Raw genomic sequence first — 18,306 nt, forward strand, 5'->3', positions numbered from 1 at the left:
CACAACTGAAGAACGACCCACTTCCGTCACCGCGCCCCATGATCCGCCGGTCCTCGGTAGTGGTCCCCGGAGAGAAGACTCCGGGGGCTTCGATCGAAGACCGGCTCCGCGGAGGATCCGGCGAGGTGGCACAGGCTCTTCACGAAGGAGAGACACCACTTCATGTCAGACCTCGAGAACGACGGCGTCCACGAGACGACCGCAGTGATCGACAACGGGAGCTTCGGCTCCCGCACCATCCGGTTCGAGACCGGGCGCCTCGCGCGCCAGGCCGCCGGATCCGTCGTCGCCTACCTGGACGACGAGACCATGCTGCTGTCCGCCACCACGGCGTCGAAGCAGCCCAAGGAGCACTTCGACTTCTTCCCCCTCACGGTGGACGTCGAGGAGCGGATGTACGCGATCGGCAAGATCCCCGGCTCGTTCTTCCGCCGCGAGGGCCGTCCCGGCACCGACGCGATCCTGACCTGCCGCCTGATCGACCGGCCGCTGCGCCCGTCGTTCGTCGACGGCCTGCGCAACGAGATCCAGATCGTCGTCACCGTGATGTCGCTGGACCCGCAGGACCCGTACGACGCCCTCGCGATCAATGCGGCCTCCGCCTCGACGCAGCTCGCCGGCCTGCCTTTCTCCGGCCCGATCGGCGGCGTCCGCGTCGCGCTGATCGACGGCCAGTGGATCGCGTTCCCGCAGCACGAGGACCTGCAGCGGGCCGTGTTCGACATGGTCGTCGCGGGCCGCATCGTCGGTGACGACGTCGCGATCATGATGGTGGAGGCCGAGGCCACCACCGAGACGATCGAGCTCGTCGCCGGTGGCGCGCAGGCGCCCACCGAGGAGGTCGTGGCGCAGGGCCTGGAGGCGGCCAAGCCGTTCATCCGCAGCCTGTGCGTGGCCCAGCAGCAGCTGGCCGAGGTCGCCGCCAAGCCGACCCGCGACTACCCGACGTACCCGGCCTACCAGCCGGACGCGTTCGAGGCCGTCGAGAAGGCCGCGAGCGCCGACCTGGCCGCCGCGCTGGCGATCGGCCCGAAGCAGGAGCGCGAGGCGAAGACCGACGAGGTCAAGCTCTCGGTGCTCGAGTCCCTCGGCGGGCAGTTCGAGGGCCGCGAGAAGGAGCTCGGCGCCGCGTTCCGGTCGCTGAACAAGAAGCTCGTGCGCCAGCGGATCCTCAAGGAGAAGGTCCGCATCGACGGCCGCGGCCTGACCGACATCCGGCCGCTCTCGGCCGAGGTCGAGGTCGTCCCGCGGGCACACGGCTCGGCACTGTTCGAGCGCGGCGAGACCCAGATCATGGGTGTCACCACGCTGAACATGCTGCGCATGGAGCAGCAGATCGACTCGCTGGGGCCGGAGACGCACAAGCGCTACCTGCACCACTACAACTTCCCGCCGTACTCGACCGGTGAGACCGGCCGGGTGGGCTCGCCGAAGCGCCGCGAGATCGGCCACGGCGCGCTGGCCGAGCGGGCCCTGCTGCCCGTGCTGCCCACGCGCGAGGAGTTCCCCTACGCGATCCGCCAGGTGTCCGAGGCGCTCGGTTCCAACGGCTCCACGTCGATGGGCTCGGTCTGCGCGTCCACGATGTCGCTGTTCAACGCCGGTGTGCCGCTGAAGGCCCCGGTCGCGGGGATTGCGATGGGCCTGGTGTCCGACACCGTCGAGGGCGCGACCCAGTACGTCGCGCTCACCGACATCCTGGGCGCCGAGGACGCGTTCGGCGACATGGACTTCAAGGTCGCCGGTACCAGCGAGTTCGTCACCGCGCTGCAGCTGGACACGAAGCTCGACGGCATCCCGTCCGAGGTCCTGGCGGCCGCGCTGAACCAGGCCAAGGACGCCCGCCTGACCATCCTCGAGGTGCTCGGCGAGGCGATCGACGGGCCGGACGAGATGAGCACCTACGCGCCGCGGGTCACCGCGATCAAGGTGCCCGTCGACAAGATCGGCGAGGTCATCGGCCCGAAGGGCAAGATGATCAACTCGATCACGGAGAAGACCGGCGCGGACATCTCCATCGAGGACGACGGCACGATCTACGTCGGCGCGGCCGACGGCCCGTCCGCGGAGGAGGCGATCGGCATGATCAACGCCATCGCCAACCCGCAGCTGCCGAAGATCGGCGAGCGGTTCCTGGGCACGGTCGTCAAGACCGCCGCCTTCGGCGCCTTCGTCTCGCTGGTCCCGGGCAAGGACGGCCTGGTCCACATCTCGAAGCTCGGCAACGGGAAGCGGATCGGCAAGGTCGAGGACGTCGTCAAGGTCGGCGACAAGATCCGCGTCGAGGTCACCGACATCGACAACCGCGGCAAGATCAGCCTGATCCCGGTGCAGGAGGAGGTCGCGGGCGACGACAGCGCCCCGGCCGACGCGCCGGCGGAGGACAAGGCCGAGCCGGCCGAGGTCTCCAGCTGACCAGCACGTCGCACCCGAACGCCCCCGGGGTGGCTCGCACCGAGCTGCCCGGGGGCGTTCGCGTGCTCACCGAGCAGGTGCCCGGCGTGCGGTCCGTCGCGCTGGGCGTCTGGATCGCGATCGGCTCCCGGGACGAGCGCCCGGACCAGGCCGGGGCGGCCCACTACCTCGAGCACCTGCTGTTCAAGGGCACCGGGCGGCGCACCGCGCAGGGGATCGCCGAGGAGATGGACGCGGTCGGCGGCGAGCTCAACGCGTTCACCGCCAAGGAGCACACCTGCTACTACGCGCACGTCCTCGACGAGGACGTGCCGCTGGCGCTCGACGTCCTCGCGGACGTCGTGACCAACGCCGAGCTCGCGCACACGGACGTCGAGCTGGAGCGCGGGGTGGTCCTCGAGGAGATCGCCATGCGCGACGACGATCCCGAGGACCTGCTCGGCGAGCTCTTCGACGAGACGATCTTCGGCACGCACCCGCTCGGCCGCCCCGTGATCGGCTCCGAGGAGTCGATCCGCGGGATGAGCCGCGAGACGCTGCACGACTTCTGGCGCGGCGAGTACACCACGCCGCGGATGGTCGTCGCGGCCGCGGGCAACCTCGACCACGGGCACGTCGCCGACCTGGCCGCGAAGGCGCTGGGCGACGGCCCGGAGCTCGCCCCCGTCGGTCCGCGCCCGGCCGGCGGCGGACGCCTGCCCGCCCGCAAGGCCCTCGCCCTGCGCACGGACGACTCCGAGCAGGCACACCTGCTGCTGGGCGTGCCCGGGCTGGACCGGCACGACCCGCGCCGCCCGGTCCTCGCGGTGCTCAACGCCGCGCTCGGCGGTGGATTGTCGTCGCGCCTGTTCCAGCAGGTCCGCGAGCAGCGCGGGCTGGCCTACCAGGTGTACTCGGCGCAGGCCTGCTACGCCGACGCCGGCACCTTCTCGGTCTACGCCGGGTGCGCACCGGAGCGGCTCGGGGAGGTCGTCGCGGTGGTGCGGGACGTGCTGGCCGGCGTCGCCGCCGACGGGCTCACCGAGTCCGAGGTGGTGCGGGCCAAGGGCTCGCTGCGCGGCGGCACGGTGCTGGGGCTGGAGGACACGGCGTCGCGGATGAACCGCCTCGGCCGCTCCGAGCTCGACCACGGGCGGCAGCGCAGCATCACCGAGAGCCTCGCGCGGATCGACGCCGTGACCCCGGTCCAGGTCGCCGACCTCGCCGCCGAGCTGCTGGCGCAGGACCTCACCGCCGCCGTCGTCGGCCCCTATGACGCGGTCGACGACCTCCCCGCCGCCCTCCACGACCTCGCCTGACATCCCGCGAGTCGGGAGTTCCGGCCCCGCGAGTCGGGAGTTCCGGCACCGCGAGTCGGGAGTTCCGGCACCGCGAGTCGGCAGTTTCAGGCGTCCGAACTGCACATCCCCGTCGGCCGGAATGTGCGACTCGGTGACCCGGAGGTGCCGACTCGCGGGGTGATCTCGGTAGGGTCGGCGGCGTGGTGACGGCGCTGGTCGCGGGACTGCTGATCCTGGTCGGCCTGGTGGGGGTCGTCGTCCAGGTGCTGCCCGGGCTGATCGTGATCCTGGCCGGCGTGGCCGTGTGGGCCGTCCCGCGGGGCGACGCCCTCGGCTGGTGGGTCCTCGGTATCGCGGGCGGACTGCTGGTCGTCGGGTCGCTGGCGAAGTTCCTGGTGCCCGGCAAGCGGCTGCGCGACGCCGGCGTCCCCGGCCGGAGCCTGCTCGCGGGCGGTGTGCTGGGGGTCGTGGGCTTCTTCGTGATCCCGGTCGTCGGGCTGTTCGTCGGCTTCGTGCTGGGCGTCTACCTCGCCGAACTCGCCCGGCTGCGCAGCTCCGCGAAGGCCTGGCCGTCGACGAAGCACGCCCTCTCGGCCGTCGGCTGGAGCATGCTCATCGAGCTCGCCGCGGGCCTGCTCATGGTCGCCGCCTGGATCACCGGCCTGGTCCTGGCCTGAGACCGCCGCTAGCGGAAGTGCGCCGCCGGGGTGTGCCCGAAGTGGCGGCGGAAGGCGTCGACGTACCCGTTGAGCGAGCCGTAGCCCACGCGTCGCGCGACCCCCGCGACCGGCAACCCGTCGGCCAGCAGGGGGAGCGACGCCCGCAGCCGCACCTGCGTGCGCCAGTCCGTGAAGGTCATCCCGGTCCCCACGGCGAACGCCCGCCGCAGTGTGCTCACGCTCGTGCCCAGCTCGACGGCCCAGTCCTCCAGCGACCGCGGGTCCGCGGGGGTCGCGGACAACCGCGCCGCCACGGCCCGGGCGCGCCGGTCGGCGGGCAGCGGCACCGCGACGCCGGGGTCCGGCACCGCCCCGACCAGCCCGAAGAACAGGGCGCGGGCCGACTCCTCCACGGTCGACAGCTCCGGCCCGGCCAGCGCCAGCAGCAGCTCGCGCAGCAGCGGCCCGACCGGGACGACCGTCGGTTCGGTCCACTCGAGCGGGCACGTGTGCGGCCACACGTACAGGCAGTGCAACGCCGACGGCGGCCGGTTGACGAGGTCGTGCGGCAGGTGCGCCGGGAGGAACAGGGCCCGGGTCGGGGGCAGCACCCAGGTGCGGGAGCCGACCACCGCCGTCGTCAGGCCCTCGCTGACCCACGCGATCTGGTGCTGGTGGTGGCGGTGCGGCCCCCAGGCGCCGGGTTCGTCCGGCGCGAACCGGCAGATCCACATGTCGCGTTCCGCGTCGCCCTCGTGGCCCTCGTAGGGCGGTGACTCGACCGCGAGCGTCATGACGGCTCCGTGGGGTGGGTTGAACGCTGAGCTGGTGTCGACCGGATCGAACTGAGGTTAGCCTCACCGACGCTGATCGACGACCCCTGTGGAGACCGTGTGCGCCCCCGTTCCCTCCTGCTCGCCGCCGTGTTCGTGCTGGCCGCGGGCTGCTCGTCCACCCCGCCGACGTCCGCGCCGGGCGCGGCCCCGCAGGCGGCCTTCCCGGTGTCCGTCGAACACGAGTTCGGCACGACGACCGTGCCCGCGGCCCCGCAGCGGGTGGTCAGTGCCGGGTACACCGAGCAGGACACCCTGCTGGCGCTCGGTGTCACCCCTGTCGCCGTGACCGACTGGTACGGCGACCAGCCCTACGCGACCTGGCCGTGGGCGAAGGAGAAGCTGGGCTCCGCCACCCCGACCGTGCTCACCGCGAAGGACGGTCCGGACTACGAGAAGATCGCCGCGCAACGCCCGGACCTCATCGTCGCGACCAACGCGGGCCTCGACCGGGCGCAGTACGACCGGCTCGCCGCCATCGCCCCGACGGTCGCGCAGCCGAAGGGCGGCAGCGCCTGGTTCGCGCCGTGGGACGCGCAGGCCCGCCTGATCGGGGCCGCGATCGGCAAGCCGGACGAGGCGAACGCGCTGGTCGACGGCATCAAGAAGCGGTTCGCCGACACGGCCGCCGCACACCCCGGCTTCGCCGGCACCCCCGCGATCTTCCTGCAGGCCCCGTACTACGACGGCAGCGCGATCGCCTACCAGAACGGCCTGTCGACCGCGTTCCTCACTGACCTCGGCTTCACCGTGCCCGCCGAGATCGACCGCTTCGCGCCGGAGGGCGACTCGACGCAGGCCTACATCCCGATCGAGAACCTCGGCGTGCTCAACGCCGGCAAGGTCCTGATCTGGGCGACCGAGGAGGCGTCGGCCCGGACCGAGCTCGAGGCGCAGCCGCTCTACCGGACGCTCACGCCGGTGCAGAACGGGAACCTGGTCTTCACCGACGCCACGCTGGCCGGGGCGATCTACTTCTCCAGCCCGCTGTCGCTGCCGTACGTGCTCGACCACCTCGTCCCGCAGCTCGACGCCGCGCTGGCCGGCAACCCGGGGACCAGGCCCGCCGCCTAGAGTTCACGCTCGTGAGTGCGATCCGGGTGGCGGTGCTGGGGGCGAAGGGGCGCATGGGCTCCGAGGCGTGCGCGGCGGTGCGCGGCGCCGACGACATGGAGCTCGTGGCGGAGGTCGGCTCGGCCGACCCGATCTCCGCCGCGGACGGCGCCGAGGTCGTGGTCGACCTGACCCGGCCGGACGTCGTCATGGACAACCTGGAGCACGTCCTCGACCAGGGGCAGCACGCCGTGGTCGGGGTGTCGGGGTTCGACGCCGAGCGGCTCGACACGGTCCGCGGCTGGCTCGCCGACAAGCCGGGCCAGGGCGTGCTGATCGCCCCGAACTTCGGCGTCGGGGCCGTGCTGGCCATGCACTTCGCCGCGCAGGCCGCGCGGTTCTTCGAGTCGGCCGAGATCGTGGAGCTGCACCACGAGAAGAAGGTCGACGCCCCGTCCGGCACCGCCGCCCGCACGGCGTCGCTGGTCGCCGAGGCGCGGGCCGCCGCCGGGCTCGGCCCGGTGCCCGACGCCACCACCAGCGACCCGCTCGGCGCCCGCGGGGCGGCGGTCGACGGCGTCCACGTGCACGCCGTCCGGATGCCCGGGATGGTCGCCCACCAGGAGGTCATCCTCGGCGGCGCGGGAGAGGTGCTGACGATCCGGCACGACTCGATGAACCGGGCCTCGTTCATGCCGGGCGTGCTGATGGCGATCCGCGCGGTGCCCGGCCGCCCCGGCCTGACCTTCGGCCTGGAACCCCTCCTCGGCCTGTGAGTGCCGACTGCCCCTAGAGGGTCACTCGGCACTCACGACCCCGCCTGACCTGCACCGTCGCCCGTCAGGTCAGCTCGAGGTCCAACGGGCCGGTGTGCCGGACCTCGCGCACGGTGCCGTCGCCGGTGTCGAGTGTCCGCACGGCGCCGTCGGCGGCCCAGCCGGCGCGGGTGTAGAAGGCGCGCGAGGCCGTGTCCGCCTCGGGCACCCACACGCGGCCCCGTTCCGAGCCGGACCGGCGCAGGGCGGCCCCGGCGACGGCGAGCAGCCGCCCGCCGTGTCCGCGCCGGCCCCACCGGGGCTCGACGAGCAGCGCGCTGATCTCCGCGATCGCCAGCCCGTCCTGCCCGGCGTAGTGCGCCGCCGCGCAGAAGCCGACCGTCCAGTCGCCCTCGAGCGCCACGAACACGTGGAACGGATCTCCGGCCGCGACCGCGTCCTGCCAGGCCCGCCGGGCGTCGTCGCTGGTCAGCCGGTCGAGCGCGGCGTCGGGGAGGATCCCGGCGTACGCCATCCGCCAGGTCCCGGCCTGGATGCGGACGATCTCGTCGACGTCCGCGTCGACGGCGGGGCGGACCGAGGCGAGGGCCATGCGGACATTCGTACCGGGTGCCGGGGTGACGCCGGACACCGGCCGCGGGGTTGGCCCGGCCCGGCCCGGCATGGCAGCGTGCGGGGATGTGAACGATCGTCCGTCCGGCGGCCGGACGGCGTGGGTGGCGCTCTCGCTCGTCTACCTGCTCTGGGGCTCGATCTATCTGCTCAACCGGCTGCTGATCACGCACGTCACGCCGCTGCTGGCCGGCGGCTTCCGGTTCCTGTCGGCCGGGGCCGCGCTCGGCCTGCTGGTCCTGGCGGTGTCCGGGCCGCGCGGACTGCGGATGACCCGGCCGCAACTGCTCACGACGATGCTCTCCGGGCTCCTCCTGCCCGCGTGGGGCAACGGCCTGGTCGCCGTCGCGCAGACGCAGATCCCGTCGGGGCTCGCGGCGCTGCTGCTGGCGGTCGTGCCGCTCTACATCGCCGTGCTGCGCACGATCTTCGGGGACCGGCCCAGCCCGGCGACCCTGATCGGGGTGCTGGTCGGGCTCGTCGGGCTCGGGGTGCTGGTGCTGGCCGGCCCGGGCTCCGGCGGCACGGCCGGGAGCGCGTCCTGGGGGCCGTGGCTGGTCGTGCTGGCCGGCCTGGGCTGGGCCTCGGGCACCTACGCGACGACCAGGCTGCCGGTCCCGCCGAACCCGTTTGCGCTGGCCACGGTGCAGATGGTCACCGGCGGACTGATCATGATCGGGGTCGGCGGCGCCGCGGGCGGACGGATCGACCTCGGTGCGCTCCCCGCAGCCACCTGGTGGGTCTGGGCGGCCGCCGCGCTGGCCACGCTGGGCGGGTTCAGCGCCTACGCGATCGCGCTGCGGGGGCTCCCGGTGTCCACGGTCGCGACCTACGCGTACGTCAACCCGGTGATCGCGGTCGTGCTCGGCGTCCTGCTGGTCGAGGAGCGGTTCACCCTCCTGCAGGCGCTGGGCGGGCTGATCGTGCTGGTCGCGGTCGTGCTGGTGGTGCGGGCGGAACGCAGGCCGGCCGGGGCCGCGGACGAGTTCACGGCCGAACCGGTCCCGGATCCGCCGCCGGCCCGCTGACCGTCCGGAAAGTGTCGGTGCGTCCTGGCAGCATGCCCCTCGTGAGGACGATCTCGGCCGACGTCGCGCGCCGCACCGCGCTCGCGGCGCAGGGTTTCGCGGAACCCCGGCCGCCGGGCCCGGTGACCCGGCGGCACCTGCAGCGTGTCCTCGGCCGGACCCAGCTCCTGCAGCTCGACTCGGTGAACGTCGCGGTCCGGGCGCACTACATGCCGGTCTTCAGCCGGCTCGGCGCCTACCCGCACGACCTGCTCGACGGGGCGGCCTGGCACCACACCGCGCGCCGCCCCCGGCTGATGGTCGAGTACTGGGCGCACGAGGCGAGCCTGCTGCCGGTCGAGGACTGGCCGCTGCTGCTGTCCGGGGCCAAGCGGCCGGGCTGGTGGCGGCACTACGCGCAGCTCGCCGACCGCGAACCCGCCCTGGTCGACGACGTGCTGGCCGCGGTCAAGGAGCTGGGCCCGGTCGGCGCGGGCGCCCTGGAGACGGCGCTGGGCGGCGCGGCGGGGAAGCCGCGGCCGCCGGGGGTGTCGTGGTGGGAGCGGTCCGACGTGAAGCGCATCTGCGAGTACCTGTTCGGCCTCGGCGCGCTCACCACGGGCACCCGGGTCAACTTCCAGCGGCTCTACGACCTCCCCGAGCGGGTGCTGCCGTCGGCAGTGCTCGCCGCCCACCCGATGGACCACGGCGAGGCCGCGCGCGGGCTCGTGCGGCGGGCGGCCCGGGCGCTGGGGATCGCGACCGAGCCGGACCTGCGGGACTACTACCGGCTCGGGCCCGCGGAGAGCCGCCGGGCGGTCGAGGAGCTGGTGGAGGCGGGGGAGCTGGAACCGGTGGCGGTGCGCGGCTGGCGGGCGCCGGCGTACCGTGCGCCGGAAGCGAGCGTGCCGCGGCGGATCGAGGGGCGGGCGCTGCTGTGTCCCTTCGACCCGCTGATCTGGGAGCGCGAGCGCACCGAGCGGATCTTCGGCTTCCGGTACCGCATCGAGATCTACGTGCCCGAGCCGAAGCGCGAGTTCGGCTACTACGTCTTCCCGTTCCTGCTCGACGGCGAGCTCGTCGGCCGGGTGGACCTCAAGTCGGACCGGGCCGCCGGGGTCCTCCGGGTGCAGGGCGCGTTCGCCGAGCCGGGCGCGGAGGCGCGGCGGGTGGCGGCGGAGCTGGCCGCGGAGCTGCGGCACATGGCGGAGTGGCTCGGGCTCGAGGGAGTGGTCGTGGGGGAGCGGGGTGATCTCGCGGGCGCGCTGGCCGGGGCGGTGGGGTGAGTGGTGCGGCGGGCCGGCGCCTCGGGCGGGACGCGACGGCTGCGCGCCCGGGCCTGCCGGATGCGCCGCCGTCGTCGTACCTGGCTGGCCGTCGTCGCTGTGGACCCCTCAGACCGCAGCGGTGGCGGCGCGGGTGATGCGGATGTCGCCGCTCCCGGTCCGCCCGGCCACCCGCAGCGGCGGCGCGTCGGCGGGCGCGACCCGGCCCACGTCGAGATCGCTGCGCGCGTGGCCGGAGCCCGAGGTGAGGTCGAGCTCGGCGGCCACCCCGGAGTGCACCCCGACCCGGATCGAGCCGGAGCCGGTCGTGAGGTCGAAACGTCCGGCGAAGGCGTCGGCGATCTCGACGTCGCCCGAGCCCGTCTTCAGCGTGAGGTCGGCGTGCACCTCGCCGAAGGAGACGTCGCCGGAGCCGGCCTTCACCGTCGTCGGGCCGGAGAGGGCGGCGGCGGAGATCCCCCCGGAGCCGGTGCGCAGCTTGGCCTCCGCGCCCACGATCCCCAGCTCCACGCGGCCGGAGCCGGTGCTGACCTCGAGGGCGCCGGTGACCTCGTCGAGCCGGGCGTTCCCCGAGCCGGTGCGCACGGCGGCCCAGCCCGAGCGGCCGGTCACCGTGACGTCGCCGGCGCCGGTGCGCACGGCGAGCCGCGAGCGCGTGGGCGCCCACACGGTCACCGCCAGCGGCACCACCCGCAGCGGCAGGTCCTGCGCGGAGCGCACCACGAGCCGCCGCGCGGTCTCGCTCCAGCTGATCTCGGCGGCGCGGACCGCGGCGGCACCGGGGTCCTGCGCGATGTCGCCGGTCGCGGTGCCCAGCCAGTTGAGCAGGCCGGTGATGCCCTGCTCCCAGGGGCTGTCGGCGTCGGGCTCGTGGCGGACCTCGACCCGGACCTCGGTCGCGTCCTCGTTGAGCTCGATCCGCACCCGCCCGACGTCGATCGCAACCTCGAGCTCGGCGGGTTCGGTGCAGGTCCAGGCCTGCTGGCGGACCAGGTCCTCGTTCGGTTCGGTCATCGCGCTCACCCCTGCACCCATCCCTTGAGGCGGCCGTCGCCGCGGTCGTCGTCCCGGTCCGGGCTGTCGGGCCGCGGCCAGCCGCGGCCGCGCTGCTCCCAGCGCCGCTGCTTGCCGGCGAGGGCGCCCTGCACCGCCTGGGAGACCCAGGAGTTGAGCGAGACGCCCTGCTGGGCCGCGGCCTGCTCGGCCTGCGCCTTGATCTGCTCGACGAGCCGCAGCGTGATCCGGCTGATGTCGCCGGCGTCGCCCGGGCCGGGCGGGGTGAAGCGCGGCGTCCCGTGCTCCTGCTCGTGCTCGGTGCCCGAGACGGCCACGCGGACGTCCCGCCCGTCGAGGCGCACCTCGACGGTGCGGTCGCCGAGTGCCTCGGTGACCTCGGCGGCCAGGTCGGAGAGGGCGTTCATGACGGCCAGCCGGGCCGCGGGTTCGATCGCCGCGCCGAGGAGCGCGGCCGTGCGCTGGGTCTGCTCGTCGCCGGCGGCGGCGGCGGACGCGAGGTCCTCCCGCAGCTGTGCGACGTACTGGCCGATGTCCATGACGCCACTATGGCGTCACCGATGACATCACGCAACCGTCATCGCGCTGTCAGGCTGACGCCGGGCCGATTCCGTCGGTCCCGCCGGTTACGCTGCCGACCATGCCGCAGACCGTCCCGCCGAAGGTCCAGCTCGTCGCCAAGACCGAGTTCTTCCCGCCGGCCGACGTGCCGTGGGAGACCGACGCCGACGGTGGACAGGCGCTCGCCGAGTTCGCCGGCCGGGCCTGCTACCAGTCCTGGAGCAAGCCCAATCCGCGCACCGCGACCAACGAGGGCTACCTGCGGCACATCCTCGAGGTCGGGCACCTGTCCGTGCTCGAGCACGGCACGGTCAGCTTCTACCTGACCGGCATCTCGCGCAGCCTCACGCACGAGCTGATCCGGCACCGGCACTTCTCGTACTCGCAGCTGTCGCAGCGGTACGTGCCGGAGCGCGACGCGGCGATGGTCGAGCCCGAGGTCATCGCGGACGACCCCGAGCTCCACCAGATGTTCCTCGACGCCGCCGAGGCCTCGGTGAAGGCGTACGAGCAGCTCCTCGAGGGCCTGGAGAAGCGGTTCGCCGACGTCCCGAACGCCACGCTGCGCCGCAAGCAGGCCCGGCAGGCGGCGCGGGCGATCCTGCCCAACGCCACGGAGACCCGGATCGTGGTGACCGGCAACTACCGCGCCTGGCGGCACTTCATCGGCATGCGGGCCACGGAGCACGCGGACGTGGAGATCCGCGCGCTCGCGATCGAGTGCCTGCGGCAGCTGCAGGCCGAGGTCCCGAACGTCTTCAACGACTTCGACATCCAGAAGCTCGACGACGGCACCGAGATCGCCAGCAGCCCGTTCGTCACGGAGGGCTAGCAGCGCCGCCCGACCATCGACACCGGAGGGCTGGCAGCGCCGCGAGCGGCGAGCAGGCCGCTCTCAGATCGACGGCCACTGCTCCAGCAGGGTCGGATCCCCGCCGGCGTGCAGCGACAGCGGGTCCCGGCGCCGCCACAGGGCGAGGACGATCTCGGAGGCCGTGCCGCGCATCGTCGTCACGGGGCCGGGGTCCGGCGAATTCATGACAACCAAGGTGTCATCTTGGCCTGCCGGGCGCAAAGGGCGCCCCGCCGCTAGCGTGGCGCCGGTGAGCCTTGCGACCGACGAGCGCGCCGCCCTGTCCGACACCCTGGAGAAGCTCGGCCCCGACCGCCCGACCTTGTGCGAGGGCTGGACCACGCGGGACCTGCTCGCGCACCTGCTCGTCCGGGAGCGGCAGCCGTGGGCGGCGCCCGGCATCGTCGTGCCGGCCCTGCAACCGCTCACCCAGAAGGGCATGGCGGGGTACGCCGACACCTCGTGGGAATCGATGATCGGCGAGCTGCGCGAGGGCGCGCCGCCGTGGTCGCCCTACCGGATCGGCAAGGTCGACGAGGTCGCCAACGGCGCCGAGTTCTTCGTGCACCACGAGGACGCCCGCCGCGGCGAGCGCGGCTGGGAGCCCCGGCCGTCGGACTCGGAGCGCGACGAGCAGCTCTGGGCACTCGCCACGCGGATGGGCCGGCTCCTGCTGCGCCGCAGCCCCGTCGGTGTCGTGCTGCGCCGGCCGGAGGGCGCCGCGCACGTGATCAAGACCGGCCCCGGCCTGGTCACCCTGGTCGGCGACCCCGGCGAGATCGTCCTGCACCTCTTCGGCCGTGACGCCGCCCGGGTCGAGGTGGAGGGCAACCCTTCCGACGTCGAGCTGTACACGAGTGTGAGTCGCGGGCTGTAGTCGTCCGCCTACGCACCTTTACGTATGGAGGTGCGCTGCCCGAGTTCCTAGCGTTCGAGATCGGCGTCGCTGGGGAACGAGGTGGTCGCAATCGGTCGCAGCCGCTGGGCCGTCGCGATCCTCGCCGCCGCGACGTGCGCACTCCTCGTCTCGGGCGTGGCCGTCGCCGTGGGACGAGGAGCCGGGAGACCGGCGTCCGCTGATCCCTCCGTCCCGCGGGTCTCGGCCGATCCGTTCCGACCGGGGACCACGACCACCCTCGATCCCACGACCATCCTCGATCCCACGACCATCCTCGATCCCACGACCACTGACGGCACGGCGAGCACCGGCGGAACGCCGGGCACCGGCAGCACGAGCACCGCGCCGCCCAGAAGTCAGAACGCTGCCGGGGGTCCGGGATCCGGTGACGGCGGCCCGCCGTCCGGTGGCCACCACCAGCCACAGCCAGGGACCTCGGCGACCGCGGGTGCCGTTCCCTCCTCCCGCTCGCAGACGCCGAATGCGGGAGCCGGCTCGTCCCCCCGAGCCTCGGCGCAGCCGAACGCTCCCGGTGCGCCCATGGGCCACGGCAGCGGCGCGGTGGCGCCCGGTAGCCGGGTCAGGATCCCGGATTTCCAGGCTGACGGCCTGCCGTTCTTCGAGCCCGGAGGGGGCTCGGAGCTGAGTGGGCGTGATGTGCTGCGGAGCAACATCCGCGACCAGAACACGTGTGGCGACAACAGCGACCGTTGCCTGCGCCTCAGCCCGAAGCTGACCTCCACGGTCTCGGCCCCGGAGGACGACGGGTCATACATCCTGTGCCGGATCGTCGGGTTCCCGGCGCCCGGCGGGGAGGTGGCCAGAGGCTCGTCCGTGCGCATCGACATCGCCCGACCCTGCCCGAACCTCGGAGCTCCCGTGCTCACCACGAGCCGGTCGACCACGGAGACGACGACCACGGACCCGTCGAGCTCCGGAGGATCGACCTCGTCGTCGAGCAGCGAGTCCAGAGGCAGAACCGGGCGATGACCGTCACCCCCGAGGACCGCGCGACCGGCCCGTCTCCGGCCGGAGACGGGCCGCGCGCGGACGGCCCTCCGCGACCTTCGCCGGTCCCGCGGACGCCGCGTCCGGAGTCGGCCGAGAAAGCCGAGGCCGGCGGGCCGGCCGCACCATCCGCAACTGCACCGGACGAGCAGCCCGCCAAGAAGGTGCTGACGATCGTGGGCGCGGTGCTGGCGCAAGGCACCGTTCTGACCGCGCTGCTCTTCTACTTCGGCATGCTGCACGCGCACTACATGTTCGCCTACTTCGGCGTGAACTACACGGTCCTCGGCCTCACCGCGCAGGACTTCCTGATCCGCAGTGCCGACGGGCTGTTCGTGCCGTTGACCGTGGTCGCGGCGGTCTCGCTCACCGCGCTCTGGCTGTTCCGGGCGATCTGGCCGCGTCTCCCCGGCCCGGCTCGTCGCCTGCTCGTCCACGCTGCCGGACCGGTCGCGGGCGCCCTGGGGCTGCTGGCGATCCTGCTGGCCGGCGTGGCGTTCGTCGACCCGAGACCGTTCGACGCGTTCCCGTGGCTCGCGGGTTCCTGCCTGGCCGTCGGCGTGCCCCTCGCCGCTTGGGCCTTCCGGTCGCGGCGGCGCTCCACGTCCTTCGCCGCCGTCGCCGAGTGGACCGCGTGCTTCGTCCTGGTCGCGGTCGGGCTCTTCTGGGCGGCGGGCGACTACTCGTCAGCGGTCGGGACGGGACGGGCCCAGAACATCGCCGCCGGTCTCCCGCAGTCCGCCGACGTCGTGCTGTTCAGCGAGAAGGCGCTGCAGTCACGGGTCGCAGGAGTCGTCGAGACCACCTGCGCGGGGTCGGGCTTCCGCTACGACGGCCTCAAGCTGGTCATGCAGGCCGGCGACCGCTATGTGCTGCTCCCGGCGACATGGACCCCTGCCACGGGGAGCGCGGTCGTGCTTCCGCGGTCGGACGGCGTCCGCCTCGAGTTCGCCGCGCCCGGTACAGCTCAGGTCGGCGGCTGCTGAAGGGGGCCGGGTACCGTCACCCCCATGAGCCCCTCCTCCGCGCAGGCCCTGCCCCCGGGTCGCCCGTTCGGCCAGGTGCTGACGGCGATGGTCACGCCCTTCGACGCGGAGGGGGAGCTGGACCTGGCGAAGGCGGAGGAGCTGGCGACCCACCTCGTCGACCTGGGCAACGACGGGCTGATCGTCAACGGGACCACCGGCGAGGGCCCGACGACGTCGGACACGGAGAAGTCCGAGCTGGTCCGCGCCGTGGTGAGCGCGGTGGGCGACCGTGCGACGATCGTCGCCGGCGCGGGCACCTATGACACCGCGCACAGCATCCACCTGGCCCGCCAGGCGGAGAAGGCGGGCGCGCACGGGCTGCTCGTCGTCACCCCGTACTACTCGCGGCCGCCGCAGAACGGGCTGCTCCTCCACTTCACCGCGGTCGCCGACGCGACCGAGCTGCCCGTGATGCTCTACGACATCCCGCCGCGCTCCGTGGTCCCGATCGAGCTGGACACGCTGCAGCGGCTCGCTCAGCACCCGCGGATCCTCGCGGTCAAGGACGCGCGCAACGACCTGCGCGTCGGCACCGAGGTGCTCGCCACCACGACGCTCGCCTACTACTCGGGCGACGACCCGGTGAACCTGCCCTGGCTGTCGGTCGGGGCCGTCGGGTTCGTCTCGGTGATCGGGCACGTCGTGGCGGACCGCCTGCGCGTCATGCTCGAGGCCTTCGAGGCCGGCGAGCACGACCGGGCCCGCAACCTGCACTACGCCATGATCCCGCTGCTCCGCGGCATGGGCCGGGTCGGCGGCGCGGTCTTCTCGAAGGTGGCGCTGCGCCTGCGGGGGATCGACGTCGGCGAGCCCCGGCTGCCCCTGCCACCCGCGACCGAGGAGCAGGTCGCGCTGATCGCGGCGGACCTGATGGCCGGCGGTGTCGCACTCGACCCCGACCGCGTGCCGCACGGCCGTCCCGCCCACTCCGGACACGGGGCGTTGGGCACCCGCACGGACACCGACCTGGGGGCCGAGGTCGCCTACCGCTGACCCGGCCCCTCCGATCAGCGCCGATGTTCGCACCGCACGCTCCGCCCGCGCCGATGTTCGCTCCGCAAGCTCCGCCCGCGCCGATGTTCGCTCCGCAAGCTCCGCTCAGCGCCGGGGTTCGTTCCGCGAGCTCCGCTCAGCAAGAAGAGGCACATACCACGTGAGTCGTCCCTCCTCCCGCAACGACCGTCGTCGCCGATCGGGACGCCGGGAGCGCGGTCCCGAGCGCCCGCCGCTGCCGCCCGAGATCACCAACCCGACCGAGCTGCCCGCCGGGCCGCCGCCCGCGCTCCCCGAGGGCGGCCTGCGCGTCTACGCCCTCGGCGGCATCGGTGAGATCGGCCGGAACATGACGGTCTTCGAGTACGAGGACCGGCTGATGGTCGTCGACTGCGGCGTGCTGTTCCCGTCCGAGGACTCGCCCGGCGTGGACCTGATCCTCCCGGACTTCCGGGCGATCGAGCACCGGCTCGACGACATCGACGTCCTCGTGCTCACCCACGGCCACGAGGACCACATCGGCGCCGTCCCGTTCCTGCTGCGGCAGAAGCCGGACCTGCTCGTCGTCGGGTCGCGGTTCACACTCGCCCTGGTCGCCGCCAAGTGCAAGGAGCACCACCTCACCCCGCACCTGCTGGAGGTGAAGGAGGGCGACCGGCTGCACCACGGGCCGTGGGACTGCGAGTACTTCGCGGTCAACCACTCGATTCCCGACGCGCTGGCCGTCGCCATCCGCACGCCCGCGGGCCTGGTCCTGCACACCGGCGACATCAAGCTCGACCAACTTCCGCTGGACGACCGGCTCACCGACCTCGCCGGCTTCTCCCGGCTGGGCGACGAGGGCGTGGACCTGTTCGTGGTCGACTCGACGAACGCGGACGTCCCCGGCTTCGTCACGCCGGAGCGCGAGATCGGCCCGGTGATCTCGGACGTCTTCGCCAAGGCCCCGTCGCGGATCATCGTCGCCTGCTTCGCCAGCCACGTGCACCGCGTCCAGCAGGTGCTCGACGCCGCCGCGGAGCACGGCCGCAAGGTCTGCTTCGCCGGCCGCTCGATGGTCCGCAACATGGGCCTCGCGGGCGAGCTGGACCTCCTCAACGTGCCGGAGGGCCTGCTCGTCGACCTCGACGAGGCCATGCGGCTGCCCGACGAGCAGCTGGTCCTGATCTCCACCGGGTCGCAGGGCGAGCCGCTCTCGGCGCTGTCCCGGATGGCCCGCGGCGACCACCGCACCGTGGTGATCCGCCCGGACGACACGGTGATCCTGGCCAGCTCCCTGATCCCGGGCAACGAGACCGCGGTCTTCGCGGTGATCAACGGCCTGACCCGGCTCGGCGCCAAGGTCGTGCACCAGGGCAACGCGAAGGTGCACGTGTCCGGGCACTCGCCGGCCGGCGAGCTGCTGTTCCTCTACAACGCGGTGCGGCCGTCGAACGTCATGCCGGCGCACGGGGAGTGGCGGCACCTGCGCGCCAACAAGGCGCTCGCGGTGGCGACCGGCGTGCCCGAGGAGAACGTCGTGATCGCCGAGGACGGCGTGGTCGTCGACATCGTCGACGGCAAGGCGGCGATCACCGGGCGGGTCGAGGTGGGCCGCGTGTACGTCGACGGGAACCTGGTCGGCGACATCGGCGAGGGCGTGCTCTCGGACCGGCTGGTGCTCGGCGAGGGCGGCTTCATCTCGATCACCGTGGCGATCGACGCCACCACGGGCCGCGCGGTCTCGCGCCCGACGCTCTCGGGCCGCGGCTTCTCCGACGACCCGAAGGCGCTCGACGCCGTCCTGCCGATGGTCGAGGACGAGCTCTCCCGCACCGAGAACGACGGCATCACCGACACCCACCGGGTCGCGCAGTCCGTCCGCAGGGTGGTCGGGAAGTGGGTGGGGGAGACGTACCGCCGCCGTCCCATGATCGTGCCGACGGTCATCGCGGTCTGAGATGTCATGGCCCTACCCCGGGCCGCCTTGAAGGATGAGAATCTGGGCGGGGTCGGCTGTGCTCGTTCGCGCTTGGTGCACGTGAACCCGA

Annotated in this window: 17 protein-coding genes; 12 read left to right on the plus strand and 5 right to left on the minus strand. The window is 73.3% G+C overall.

The window, feature by feature from the left end:
• Positions 1-162: 162 nt before the first annotated feature.
• The 3 genes from PKE99_RS35820 (at position 163) to PKE99_RS35830 (ending at position 4,372) form a co-directional block, all read left to right on the plus strand.
• Entirely contained in the window at positions 163-2,415 is a 2,253-nt protein-coding gene (locus PKE99_RS35820; RefSeq protein ID WP_037047076.1) for a polyribonucleotide nucleotidyltransferase, read from the plus strand.
• Entirely contained in the window at positions 2,412-3,713 is a 1,302-nt protein-coding gene (locus PKE99_RS35825; protein WP_037047079.1) for a M16 family metallopeptidase, read from the plus strand. Before PKE99_RS35820 ends, PKE99_RS35825 begins: the two co-directional genes overlap by 4 nt.
• 182 nt (positions 3,714-3,895) lie before the next feature.
• Entirely contained in the window at positions 3,896-4,372 is a 477-nt protein-coding gene (locus tag PKE99_RS35830) for a DUF456 domain-containing protein (protein WP_231498247.1), read from the plus strand.
• 8 nt (positions 4,373-4,380) lie between these two features.
• On the opposite strand, the gene PKE99_RS35835 is transcribed toward PKE99_RS35830, so the two are convergent.
• Complete coding sequence (locus tag PKE99_RS35835; RefSeq protein WP_051737576.1) at positions 4,381-5,148, minus strand: helix-turn-helix transcriptional regulator; 768 nt, start codon at positions 5,146-5,148, stop codon at positions 4,381-4,383.
• Positions 5,149-5,247: 99 nt separating this feature from the next.
• On the opposite strand from PKE99_RS35835, the gene PKE99_RS35840 reads away from it, so the two are divergent.
• A complete protein-coding gene (locus PKE99_RS35840) occupies positions 5,248-6,261 on the plus strand; it encodes an ABC transporter substrate-binding protein (protein WP_051737577.1) in 1,014 nt (337 codons plus the stop codon).
• A gap of 53 nt (positions 6,262-6,314) precedes the next feature.
• Positions 6,315-7,016 carry a 4-hydroxy-tetrahydrodipicolinate reductase gene (dapB, locus tag PKE99_RS35845; protein ID WP_051737593.1) on the plus strand — a complete coding sequence of 234 codons (702 nt, stop codon included), beginning with the start codon at positions 6,315-6,317 and terminating at the stop codon, positions 7,014-7,016.
• A 64-nt stretch (positions 7,017-7,080) separates the two neighbouring features.
• On the opposite strand, the gene PKE99_RS35850 is transcribed toward dapB, so the two are convergent.
• On the minus strand, positions 7,081-7,608 hold the full coding sequence (locus tag PKE99_RS35850) for a GNAT family N-acetyltransferase (protein WP_037047081.1): 528 nt from the start codon (positions 7,606-7,608) through the stop codon (positions 7,081-7,083).
• Between the two features lie 88 nt (positions 7,609-7,696).
• On the opposite strand from PKE99_RS35850, the gene PKE99_RS35855 reads away from it, so the two are divergent.
• On the plus strand, positions 7,697-8,656 hold the full coding sequence (locus PKE99_RS35855) for an EamA family transporter (protein ID WP_037047083.1): 960 nt from the start codon (positions 7,697-7,699) through the stop codon (positions 8,654-8,656).
• A gap of 32 nt (positions 8,657-8,688) precedes the next feature.
• Positions 8,689-9,921, plus strand: coding sequence for a winged helix-turn-helix domain-containing protein (locus tag PKE99_RS35860; RefSeq protein ID WP_425566540.1), 1,233 nt, complete (start codon positions 8,689-8,691; stop codon positions 9,919-9,921).
• Positions 9,922-10,029: 108 nt separating this feature from the next.
• Here PKE99_RS35860 and PKE99_RS35865 read toward each other — a convergent pair whose 3' ends face one another.
• The gene (locus PKE99_RS35865) at positions 10,030-10,935 is read right to left on the minus strand and encodes a DUF4097 family beta strand repeat-containing protein (RefSeq protein WP_037047197.1); all 906 of its coding nucleotides are present in this window, start codon (positions 10,933-10,935) and stop codon (positions 10,030-10,032) included.
• A 5-nt stretch (positions 10,936-10,940) separates the two neighbouring features.
• Entirely contained in the window at positions 10,941-11,474 is a 534-nt protein-coding gene (locus PKE99_RS35870) for a toxin-antitoxin system HicB family antitoxin (protein ID WP_037047084.1), read from the minus strand.
• Positions 11,475-11,575: 101 nt separating this feature from the next.
• Between PKE99_RS35870 and thyX the strand changes: the two genes are divergently transcribed.
• Positions 11,576-12,328, plus strand: a complete 753-nt coding sequence (thyX, locus tag PKE99_RS35875; protein WP_037047086.1) for an FAD-dependent thymidylate synthase — start codon at positions 11,576-11,578, stop codon at positions 12,326-12,328.
• A 63-nt stretch (positions 12,329-12,391) separates the two neighbouring features.
• Here thyX and PKE99_RS39665 read toward each other — a convergent pair whose 3' ends face one another.
• Positions 12,392-12,535: a hypothetical protein gene (locus PKE99_RS39665; RefSeq protein ID WP_425566541.1), complete on the minus strand. Its 144-nt coding sequence runs from the start codon at positions 12,533-12,535 to the stop codon at positions 12,392-12,394.
• 64 nt (positions 12,536-12,599) lie between these two features.
• Here PKE99_RS39665 and PKE99_RS35885 point away from each other — a divergent pair, with 64 nt between their 5' ends.
• The 4 genes from PKE99_RS35885 to PKE99_RS35900 all read left to right on the plus strand — a co-directional run bounded on the left by PKE99_RS35885 (position 12,600) and on the right by PKE99_RS35900 (position 18,215).
• The gene (locus PKE99_RS35885; RefSeq protein ID WP_037047087.1) at positions 12,600-13,226 is read left to right on the plus strand and encodes a TIGR03085 family metal-binding protein; all 627 of its coding nucleotides are present in this window, start codon (positions 12,600-12,602) and stop codon (positions 13,224-13,226) included.
• A gap of 1,193 nt (positions 13,227-14,419) precedes the next feature.
• Positions 14,420-15,241 carry a hypothetical protein gene (locus PKE99_RS35890; protein ID WP_051737580.1) on the plus strand — a complete coding sequence of 274 codons (822 nt, stop codon included), beginning with the start codon at positions 14,420-14,422 and terminating at the stop codon, positions 15,239-15,241.
• A gap of 24 nt (positions 15,242-15,265) precedes the next feature.
• Complete coding sequence (gene dapA / locus PKE99_RS35895) at positions 15,266-16,276, plus strand: 4-hydroxy-tetrahydrodipicolinate synthase (RefSeq protein ID WP_037047092.1); 1,011 nt, start codon at positions 15,266-15,268, stop codon at positions 16,274-16,276.
• Positions 16,277-16,511: 235 nt separating this feature from the next.
• The gene (locus PKE99_RS35900; RefSeq protein ID WP_425566542.1) at positions 16,512-18,215 is read left to right on the plus strand and encodes a ribonuclease J; all 1,704 of its coding nucleotides are present in this window, start codon (positions 16,512-16,514) and stop codon (positions 18,213-18,215) included.
• The last annotated feature ends 91 nt before the right edge of the window (positions 18,216-18,306 follow it).

Origin of the sequence: Pseudonocardia halophobica (genome assembly GCF_027922425.1) — a bacterium.
Lineage (GTDB): Bacteria > Actinomycetota > Actinomycetes > Mycobacteriales > Pseudonocardiaceae > Pseudonocardia > Pseudonocardia halophobica.